Annotated in this window: 7 protein-coding genes; all 7 read left to right on the top strand. The window is 48.6% G+C overall.

Annotation, left to right across the window (positions count from 1 at the left end):
• Nucleotides 1-383 precede the first annotated feature (383 nt).
• The 7 genes from rpmH to MJO57_RS32600 all read left to right on the top strand — a co-directional run bounded on the left by rpmH (nucleotide 384) and on the right by MJO57_RS32600 (nucleotide 9282).
• The gene (gene rpmH, locus MJO57_RS32630) at nucleotides 384-518 is read left to right on the top strand and encodes a 50S ribosomal protein L34 (protein WP_081622094.1); all 135 of its coding nucleotides are present in this window, start codon (nucleotides 384-386) and stop codon (nucleotides 516-518) included.
• A gap of 61 nt (nucleotides 519-579) precedes the next feature.
• Nucleotides 580-951 (top strand): ribonuclease P protein component, encoded by a 372-nt coding sequence (gene rnpA, locus MJO57_RS32625; protein ID WP_252021884.1) that lies wholly within the window; start codon nucleotides 580-582, stop codon nucleotides 949-951.
• Between the two features lie 240 nt (nucleotides 952-1191).
• Complete coding sequence (gene yidD / locus MJO57_RS32620; RefSeq protein WP_371924735.1) at nucleotides 1192-1524, top strand: membrane protein insertion efficiency factor YidD; 333 nt, start codon at nucleotides 1192-1194, stop codon at nucleotides 1522-1524.
• Entirely contained in the window at nucleotides 1482-3164 is a 1683-nt protein-coding gene (gene yidC / locus MJO57_RS32615; protein ID WP_371924733.1) for a membrane protein insertase YidC, read from the top strand. The genes yidD and yidC overlap by 43 nt, the downstream gene beginning before the upstream one ends.
• A 218-nt stretch (nucleotides 3165-3382) precedes the next feature.
• Complete coding sequence (locus MJO57_RS32610; protein ID WP_252021880.1) at nucleotides 3383-6172, top strand: LysM peptidoglycan-binding domain-containing protein; 2790 nt, start codon at nucleotides 3383-3385, stop codon at nucleotides 6170-6172.
• A gap of 66 nt (nucleotides 6173-6238) precedes the next feature.
• Complete coding sequence (gene mnmE, locus MJO57_RS32605) at nucleotides 6239-7627, top strand: tRNA uridine-5-carboxymethylaminomethyl(34) synthesis GTPase MnmE (RefSeq protein WP_252021878.1); 1389 nt, start codon at nucleotides 6239-6241, stop codon at nucleotides 7625-7627.
• 98 nt (nucleotides 7628-7725) lie between these two features.
• Nucleotides 7726-9282: an F-box protein gene (locus MJO57_RS32600; RefSeq protein WP_371924732.1), complete on the top strand. Its 1557-nt coding sequence runs from the start codon at nucleotides 7726-7728 to the stop codon at nucleotides 9280-9282.
• The last annotated feature ends 199 nt before the right edge of the window (nucleotides 9283-9481 follow it).

The raw sequence follows: 9481 nt of genomic DNA, 5'->3' as shown, positions 1-9481 counted from the left end.
GATAACAGCAACACTTACCCACAGGAGATCAAGATCAAAGCAACAACATACATGCGGGATGTTGACAAGAAAGTACACAGCCTGTAAGGCATGGTATTACTGGGATAGCATGAGTTATCCACAGCAAACCTCTTCCTTAATAATCATATCAATATCAAAACATCATCGCATAAAAGATAACACTTCTATTTAACTATTTATAAAGCAACGTGATTTCGATGATGTCTAAAATGACCCTTTCTTCTTATATATGGGCAATAAAGGAAAAGTAGGGGAAATAACTGGCAGTAATTCGGTGCCTCTTGACCAATGCAAATTGACGCTAACCCTGCAATTACTTAGAATGCCCGTCTTTTGTAAGTCCATTAAGACGAGTAACCACGATGAAAAGAACTTTCCAGCCAAGCAACCTGAAGCGCAAGCGTAACCACGGCTTCCGTGCGCGCATGGCTACCAAGAATGGCCGTGCGGTAATCAACCGTCGTCGAGCCAAGGGACGCAAGCGTCTGTCAGCCTGATCAACGCCTGTGGCTAAACGCCGTGGCTAATAACGCCGTAGCTAAAATAGAGAGCATCAGTGTGAGCTTATCTTTTAGTCGTGAATCACGGCTACGCTCCTCGGCTGATTTCAAACAGGTATTTGATACAACGGATATCAAGGTATCCAGCAGACCGCTTCTGATACTGGCAAAAGCCAACGAGCTTGGCCGTGCAAGACTGGGGTTGGTGGTTGCCAAAAAAAATATTCGTACTGCCGTTGGCCGAAACCGGGCCAAACGTCATATCCGGGAAACCTTTCGTCTGCAACAGGATGAAGTCGGTAACCTGGATATTGTCGTTTTAGTCCGGAAAGGTTTCAGTGATCTGAATGATCGTGATCTGAACCAGCTACTCAACCAGCAGTGGCAAAAGTTGAAACGAAGGCTGCACGAATGGGAAGCGTCGGCATAATGTTTGGCCGGGCTTGATATCCATCCAACCTGAACGAATATGCCAGAGTAATGCAACAGGAAGCCCAGCGGTTGTTCCTGTTCGGCTCCACCAGGCTCAAAAAGCTTTCTTATGCAAACAGCCACTTTTGAGCATTGACTGCCTGAGGCTGTTGCCCACAGAGGGTATTTTAATAAGCTCAAGGCTTTATAAGGCTGAAGGCTTTTCTAATGGAGCTGACGGCTTCGACAGAATGAAGGCATGTTTATGGCCAGATTAGCAAATATCCCCCGAGCATTATTGATCGGGCTGATCAAGATATATCGCTATGCGTTGAGCCCTCTGATGCCCAGCCGGTGCCGCTTTTACCCCTCTTGCTCTGCCTACGGCCTGGAAGCCTTAAATCGTCATGGTTTTCTGACTGGTAGCAAGCTTATCTTGCTCCGACTACTGAGGTGCCACCCCTGGCATCCAGGAGGATTTGACCCGGTACCGGAAAACGATTCTGGTAATCATCGGACACAATCAGACAATCATATTCACTCACCTGAATGTGTGGCCCGGAACTCATGGATTTCCAAAGAACACTCCTGATCGGCACTATTGCTGTAGTCGGTGTTTTAACACTGCAGCAATGGAATGAAGACTATCCCGGTACGCCGAAGTCGGCATCCGTCGCTCACTCCGTATCCAGCAGCCAAGCTGGCTCTGATATGCCTTCCCTTAAGGATGGCAGTTCAATACCTTCCACGGATGATGGCGCAGCGAAACCCTCTGCCCAGCTCATCAGCGTCAAGACCAATACGATTGATGCGCTGATTGATCCTGCCGGTGGTGATATCATCAGCCTGACTCTGCCTCAATACCCTGCCTGGTTGCCTGAAGATGGAGAACCAACCGTTCCTTTCCAGCTTCTGGTCAACAGCCCGGACTGTCAGGGAGAAATCACCTGTGTCTTCACCGCACAGAGTGCACTGGCCAAAACCGATGGCCCGGACGCGAATAACCTCCGCGGGGTTTACCAGGTAAAGCAGGCCAATTACACACTGGAAGATGGTGAAAACAAGCTGACGGTTGACCTCCATAAGAATATGGATGGTGTCGACATTACCAAAAGCTTTACTTTCTACCGTAACCGTTATGACGTCACGGTTAATTACACCATCGTGAATAACAGTGACAAGGTCTGGCGTGACCAGTTTTATGCGCAGCTGAAACGGGATAACTCAGAAGACCCGAGTCAGCTTAATTCAAAGGCGCCAATGAATACTTATCTGGGAGCGGCCGTTCGCTCCAATGATGAGCCTTACGCCAAGCTGCCCTTTGATGAGATTTCTGATAAGCCATTCGCTGAGCGGGTTCAGGGTGGTTATGCTGCCATGCTCCAGCACTACTTTGTCAGTGCGTGGGTGCCTGATCAGCAGAAAGCCCATCAGTATTACACCAAGCAGAACAAAGATGGCTACAACTTCGTTGGCTTCTATGACGATGCCATGGTTGTCCAGCCAGGTGAAACCATTGAGACCGGGGCAACCTTGTATGTTGGACCCAAAAACCAGGAAAACCTGAAGTCTCTGTCGGATGGCCTGGAGCTGACCGTTGACTACGGCATGCTCTGGTTCCTGGCTCAGCCACTGTTTACCATCCTGAAGTGGATTCACTCTCTGGTGGGCAACTGGGGATGGTCCATCATTCTGCTGACGGTACTGGTCAAGGCGGTATTCTATCCATTGAACGCCACCAGCTTCCGGTCCATGGCGAAAATGCGCAAACTGGGGCCAAAGCTGCAGGAGATGAAAGAGAAGTATGGCGATGATCGCCAGAAAATGTCTCAGGCCATGATGGAGCTGTACAAGAAGGAGAAGGTTAACCCGATGGGGGGCTGCCTGCCGATTCTTGTCCAGATGCCGGTATTCATTGCCCTGTACTGGACACTGCTTGAATCCGTGGAGTTGCGTCAGGCACCATGGCTTGGCTGGATTCACGACCTTTCCCAGATGGATCCGTACTTTATCCTGCCACTGATCATGGGAGCTTCGATGTTCATTCAGCAGATGCTGAATCCGACACCGCCAGATCCTGTGCAGGCTAAAGTTATGAAGATGATGCCGGTGATCTTCACCTTCTTCTTCCTGTTCTTCCCGGCGGGTCTGGTTCTGTACTGGGTGACCAACAACGTTCTGTCGATTATCCAGCAGTACATCATTACCAAAAAAATCGAAAAAGAAGGCTAAGAGCCTTCTGCGAAGCAGCTTTCTTCTTGCAAGGCTGCTTCGTTACCCTCTGCTCAATCTGTCCTCAATACATTCCTCTGCTGAAAAATACCTGCCCATCATTATTCTGATGTCGTAAACAATAGCGCCTGAATTTTCTACAGTTGCTCACGGCTGAACCGATAAACAGTTAGTAACAGAGGCTTCCCACCTTGAGCTAACTGGATAAGATCAGCAGCATGATTAAAAAACTGATAAGCACAGCCATTGTCAGCAGTGTTATCGGGAGCGCATCGGCTAATCCTGAACTGGGGTATATGACGCTTGGTACCGATCAGTACCAATTATTTAATGCAACCATTGCCATTGATGCTCTGCCGTCAGAACTTGCCAATAAGAAGCTTAAAGTAAAGCTCGGATCCATTACCGACTTCTACCGTCACAATATTGAGTATGACAAGCAGGTTGCCAGCCTGCGGTTTAAAGTGGCAAGAGATCGTGATGGGAAGCCGCTGATCACTGTTCGCTCTGTAAAGGAGATTACCTCCGGTCAGTTGAAGGCGGTTGTCAAGTTGACGGTGGGAAATCAGAAAATCTATGGGATCTATGATTTCAAGCTGACGCCCAATAACCAACAACAGGTTACATTAAACCTTCTTAACACGGATCATAAGCCTGCAGAAAAGCTGCACCTCAACCCAAAAGCTCAAGGACCATCAACATCTGTTGCCAGGATACCACCTTCCGAGGTCATGGCATTACCGTCTGAAGCCAGTAACCCCCGGTCAGTTGAAGAATATTCTAATCGTTTTTCAACAAGGTATTACCAGGTAACAACGGGTCAGAGTATCAGTCGAATAGCCATGGATTTGTTACCCTTATATCCAGAGGTTTCCAACTGGCGAACCCTGATGAAAAGGCTGGCATCCCTGAATCCAGACGCATTCATCAATGGCAATATCAATAAGCTGCGGGCTGATGCGCAGCTGAAATTACCCGGGTCTACTCAGCCAGTCACCCAGGCAGCAGCTGAAAAGTCTACTGTAAAAGCATCTGAGGCTACCCGCACAGAGACTTCAGAGAAACCAGTCATTGCACAGAATCAGAACCAGAACCAGAAAACACCTTCGAACATTCCCTACAGCAATTCCCTGAACTCAACAATCATTATCAAGGATCTTCCAAAAGAGCTTGCTGGTAAAGATAATCTGACCGTTCAGTTAGGCTCTATTACGGACTATTACCGCCAAGGCATCGATTATAATCAGCAGGTTGCAGGCCTTCGATTTGACATACTGGCTAATGGCAACCAAAAAACGGTGGTCAGGGCTCATTCGAGTCGTGACATTGATGCAAAACACTTAACAGCGGTGGTTAAGTTTTCGGCAGGAAGAAGAAAGGCCTATGGTATCTATGAAATTCATTCCGATAAAACCGGACGGCAAATTGCTTTTAATCTGTTAGATAGCAACAGTGGGAAAAAGCCACAAGTTGTCATGAATACCACCTCTTCAATGACAACGGATGACATTACCAAAAGGCAGGCTCTGGAAGCATTACGCCAAAAGTTGAAAGAGTATGAACAAGCAAAGAGTCGTGACAATAAGGTTTCTGGCAACCAACCGGCCAATAAAGGGGGCTCATCTTCTCAGATCTCTGCTGAAGTTGCCAAAAAGAAGGCATTGGAAGCATTGCGCCAGAAATTAAAAGGTTATGAGCAGGCAAGGAAAAACTATCCGGCAGAGACAGCCGATAAATCGGTTACTGAACGGATCACCCGTAAAAGTTACAGGCGCTCTTCGATGGCAGGGCAGAAAACCTATCGGGTTGCCAAAGGTGACACGATCAGCACAATAGCCATGGAGCTGAGCAAAGCTTATTCAGTCTCAACGAGCTGGAAGGGGGTAATGAAGCTGCTGGTGAAGAATAACCCTGACGCATTTATCAATGGTGATATTAACAAAATACCGGCAGGCACAGTGTTAAACCTCCCTGAAGCCGATCATTATGATCATCTTTACAGGGTCGTGGCGGGTGATAATGTCAGTTCGATTGCCTGGAGGATGCAGTATAAATACCCACAGCCTGTCGGGTGGAAAGGGATGATGGAACAAATCGTTCATATGAACCCCGAGGCTTTCATTGATGGAAATCCAAACAAGCTTCGGGCTAATGAAATTCTGATCATCCCCGATTCTGATGCATCCGGGATTGGGGCTAAAATTCAGCAAGTGTCTCAGAAGCAACCAGAAAGCAAAAAATACAACACGTATAATCACAGTAAGCCGGAAAAAAACGAGCTGACGTTTACAAAGCCAGTCAGAACGATGCTCTCTCCCACTGAAGAGCGACCAGCAGCACAGGCAGTAACTATTGATCATCACACTAAGCCGCAAAAAATGGGTCAGACGTTAGCAAAGCCTGCCCGGCAGCAGCTTTCCTCCCCGAAAAAGCAGCCTGTCCAACACAGAGCAGAAACCACTTATAAGGTCACGGAAAGTGAAAGTCTTGCGGCTATTGCACATAAACTGATACCTGATTATCCACAGTTTGACAGCTGGTATGATTTACTCCAGGAATTGGCAAAGCTGAACCCCTCACTGTTTGTGAATAATGATATTGGCGCGCTCAGAAAAGGGACGGTGTTGCAGCTGCCAGAGAAAAAAGCCAGTCAGCAGACCAGTGATAGCACCTCGATACCAGCCAAAGCTGCTGAGCGTAATGGAGGTCAACAAATTAGCGAAAGAAGATCAGAGGAAACGACGGGGATGGTAACAGCTCCTTCATACCAGAAAATCAGTAATTCGCTGTTATCCGGAATCAGTAAGACACCCGTATACAAAGTACCTGAAGGTTATACCATCAGCATGGTGGCCATTAAGCTCATCCCCCAGTTTCCGGAATACGACAACTGGACGTCATTGATGAAAGCGATCTATAAACTCAACCCCGATGCTTTTATCAACAGAGATATCAACAAGCTTCGTGATAATAGCCAATTGAAATTGCCCCGCAATATACGTTCGTGACCCTGTACTAAAACAGCCTCGACGCATAGACTATGCCCTCGTTTTAGCAGTTACCGATGGCTTGTTATGTCTGATTTCAGCAACCTTCACCAGGATACCATTGCCGCCCAGGCCACGGCCCCCGGTCGGGGTGGTGTGGGTATTATCCGGGTGTCGGGTCCTGATGCCATTCGTGTGGCAAGAGAAGTACTGAAGTTGGAGCCTAAGCCCCGGTTTGCCCACTATACCCCATTTCATGATGCTGATGGCTCGGTCCTGGATGAAGGCATAGCGCTCTACTTTCCCAATCCCAACTCCTTTACCGGTGAGGATGTGCTTGAGCTTCAGGCACATGGTGGCCCCATTATCCTTGATATGTTGCTGAAACGTATTCTTGCTCTTGGCATCCGTCAGGCAAATCCCGGGGAGTTTTCCGAGCGAGCTTTCCTAAACGATAAACTGGACCTTGCCCAGGCTGAGGCCATTGCCGACCTGATTGACAGTACTTCAGAGCAAGCAGCACGTTCAGCCTTACGCTCACTTCAGGGCGCCTTCTCTCAACGGGTCAATGCACTGGTTGAAGCTTTGATTGAGCTGAGAATCTATGTTGAAGCTGCCATTGATTTCCCGGAAGAGGAAATTGACTTTCTGAACGATGGCAAATTCACCGGTGAGCTGGAAAGCATCTCACAACAGCTTGGTGAAGTTATTCGTGAAGCAGGCCAGGGAGCGATTCTGAGAGATGGCATGACCGTAGTGATTGCCGGTCGGCCCAATGCCGGAAAATCCAGCCTGATGAATGTTTTGGCTGGCAGGGATACCGCCATTGTTACCGATATTGCCGGAACGACACGTGACGTACTGAAAGAGCATATCAATATCGATGGTATGCCTCTTCATGTGATTGATACCGCCGGTCTGCGTGAAACCAATGACCGGGTGGAGCAAATCGGTGTTGAGCGTGCTTTTAAAGCCATTGAAGAGGCTGACCGGGTGTTGCTGATGGTGGATGGATCATCAACCGACGCAACCCATGCTCATGAGATCTGGCCCGAGTTTGCCGACCGTTTGCCAGTACCGGAGAAGCTGACGATCATTCGCAATAAAATCGACCTGACGGGCGAACTGCCCGGAGCTTCAGAGGTTGATGGTGTTCCGGTTATACGTCTGTGTGCCTGTAATGATCAGAAAAATGAGCACGGTATTGATGCTCTCAGGGAGCATCTGAAAGCCTGTATGGGATTTGAAGGGGCTATGGAAAGTAGCTTTTCTGCCAGGCGCCGCCATCTGGAAGCGTTACGACAGGCTGGCGAGTACCTTGAGAATGGTCGACAGCAACTGGAGCACCTTGGCGCAGGCGAGCTGCTGGCAGAGGATCTTCGTCTTGCCCAGAAAGCCCTGGGGGAGATTACCGGCACCTTTTCCAGTGATGATCTGCTTGGTCGCATCTTTTCGTCCTTCTGTATCGGGAAGTGATCGGTAAAGCTTTTTATTATTCTATCCACTGGTCAGTATGTTTCCTGCCACAGGTGAGCAGAGTGATATAACATGAATTCAAGTAAGCTAATAAATTCATGTCCGGCAAAGAATCACACAGCTGTTTACTGGTCAGAGGTCGTATGAATGATAAGATCGCTAACAATACTGCTGCACCCGCTTACCACCGCAGGGTTATCTATCGGCCTGACAACCCGGCAGAAGGAAAAACGGCGCAAGGGATTTCAGTTGTTCCCCCAAACGAGGTGTTACCGTTACTGGCATTATCAAATGAGCTCCTGGTTCATATTGCCAACTGTCTGCCTTTCGCTGATTTAAGAAACCTGGCTTTGACAAGCAAGCGACTAATTACACTTTTAAACACCAAAGAACGACTGAAAATCCTCTGCGCACGATATTATGGTCCTGCCGCTAAAGCATATAGAAAAATAATTGAAAACAGGGATATACCTGCTGTTCCGCACAATGAGATTAATGACCCTTTATTACGGCTTGCTTATCATCGATTCGTAAGCAATAAATACCTGGCTTCTCCCGGAAGTAATGCCTGGCAAATCTGTGAGGCAAGGCTTAGAGGGCATACTGGCCGTGTGAACTTTGTCACGTCATTGGCCGATGGACGGCTGGCTTCTTGCTCTGATGACTGGATCATAAAGGTGTGGGATCTGAGGAATCCCGATGGACAGCGATGTGTGGCAACCCTGAATGGCCATACCGATTGGGTGAATGCTGTCACGATATTAGCCGATGGTCAGCTGGTTTCCTGCTCTTGTGACCGGACCGTGAAGGTATGGGATCTGAGCAGGCCCGATGGGCAGCAATGTGTAGCGACACTGGATCTGGATGTACCCCTCCCTTGGTTCTTGGTTTCATCATTGCCTGATGGGCGGCTGGTTTCCTGCTTTGACGACAGGACTGTAAAGGTGTGGGAACTGAGCAATCCCGGTGGACTGCTATGTGTGGCAACGTTGAGTGGGCATACTGATTGGGTGAATGCCGTCATGGCACTGGCCGATGGGCGGCTGGTTTCCCGTTCTTTTGACAGAAACTTAAAGGTGTGGGATCTGAACAGGCCCGACGGGCAACAATGTGTGGCGACGCTGAGTGGGCATACCGACGAAATACTCTCAGTCAAGGTATCGTCTGATGGCCGGCTGGTTTCCTGTTCCTGTGACCAGACCATAAAGGTGTGGGATCTGAGCAGGCCCGACGGGCAGCAATGCCTGGCTACGCTGTGTGGGCATACCGATTGGGTTAGATCTGCCACGGTATTACCCGATGGTCGGCTGGTTTCCTGTTCCAGTGACCAAACCATAAAGGTGTGGGATCTGAGCAGGCCTGACGGGCAGCAATGCATTGTGACGCTGAGTGGGCATACCTTCTCGGTGGAGTCTGTCACGGTTTTGGCCGATGGTCGGCTGGTTTCCTGCTCTTTTGACATGACCGTAAAATTGTGGGATCTGAACAAACCCGACGGGCAGCAATGCGTGGCGACACTGATTGGGCATAGGGACAGAGTGGAATTGGTCGAGGTATTGGCCGATGGTCGACTGATCTCCTATTCGGATGACAGGATCATAAGGGTTTGGGATTTGAGCAAGCCATGGACGCTGAATGAGATAACGACGGAATGAACTCAGCCACGCCACAAGCAGGTGGGCGGATGGATTTTAGCCCCCTTCTTAACAGTTGGTTTATTGCCATTGGATATTGGAAAGAATGGCTTTTTTGTTCTGTTTGGTCAGTGAGTGTTCTGGCGCAATTCAGATAAGCTAATCATTTCATGCTCAAAGAGGAACTATAGAACCAATTATTGGTCAAAATTGGTATGAC

It is taken from the genome of Endozoicomonas sp. SCSIO W0465 (assembly GCF_023716865.1).
Taxonomy (GTDB): domain Bacteria; phylum Pseudomonadota; class Gammaproteobacteria; order Pseudomonadales; family Endozoicomonadaceae; genus Endozoicomonas.
This window is presented reverse-complemented; position numbering and strand designations above follow the sequence as displayed.

What these genes read in the sequence shown, in the direction of transcription:
- mnmE (WP_252021878.1), top strand. Translation starts at nt 6,239, where the DNA reads ATGTCTGATTTCAGCAACCTTCACCAGGATACCATTGCCGCCCAGGCC.
- MJO57_RS32600 (WP_371924732.1), top strand. Translation starts at nt 7,726, where the DNA reads ATGTCCGGCAAAGAATCACACAGCTGTTTACTGGTCAGAGGTCGTATG.
- yidD (WP_371924735.1), top strand. Translation starts at nt 1,192, where the DNA reads ATGTTTATGGCCAGATTAGCAAATATCCCCCGAGCATTATTGATCGGG.
- yidC (WP_371924733.1), top strand. Translation starts at nt 1,482, where the DNA reads ATGTGTGGCCCGGAACTCATGGATTTCCAAAGAACACTCCTGATCGGC.
- MJO57_RS32610 (WP_252021880.1), top strand. Translation starts at nt 3,383, where the DNA reads ATGATTAAAAAACTGATAAGCACAGCCATTGTCAGCAGTGTTATCGGG.
- rpmH (WP_081622094.1), top strand. Translation starts at nt 384, where the DNA reads ATGAAAAGAACTTTCCAGCCAAGCAACCTGAAGCGCAAGCGTAACCAC.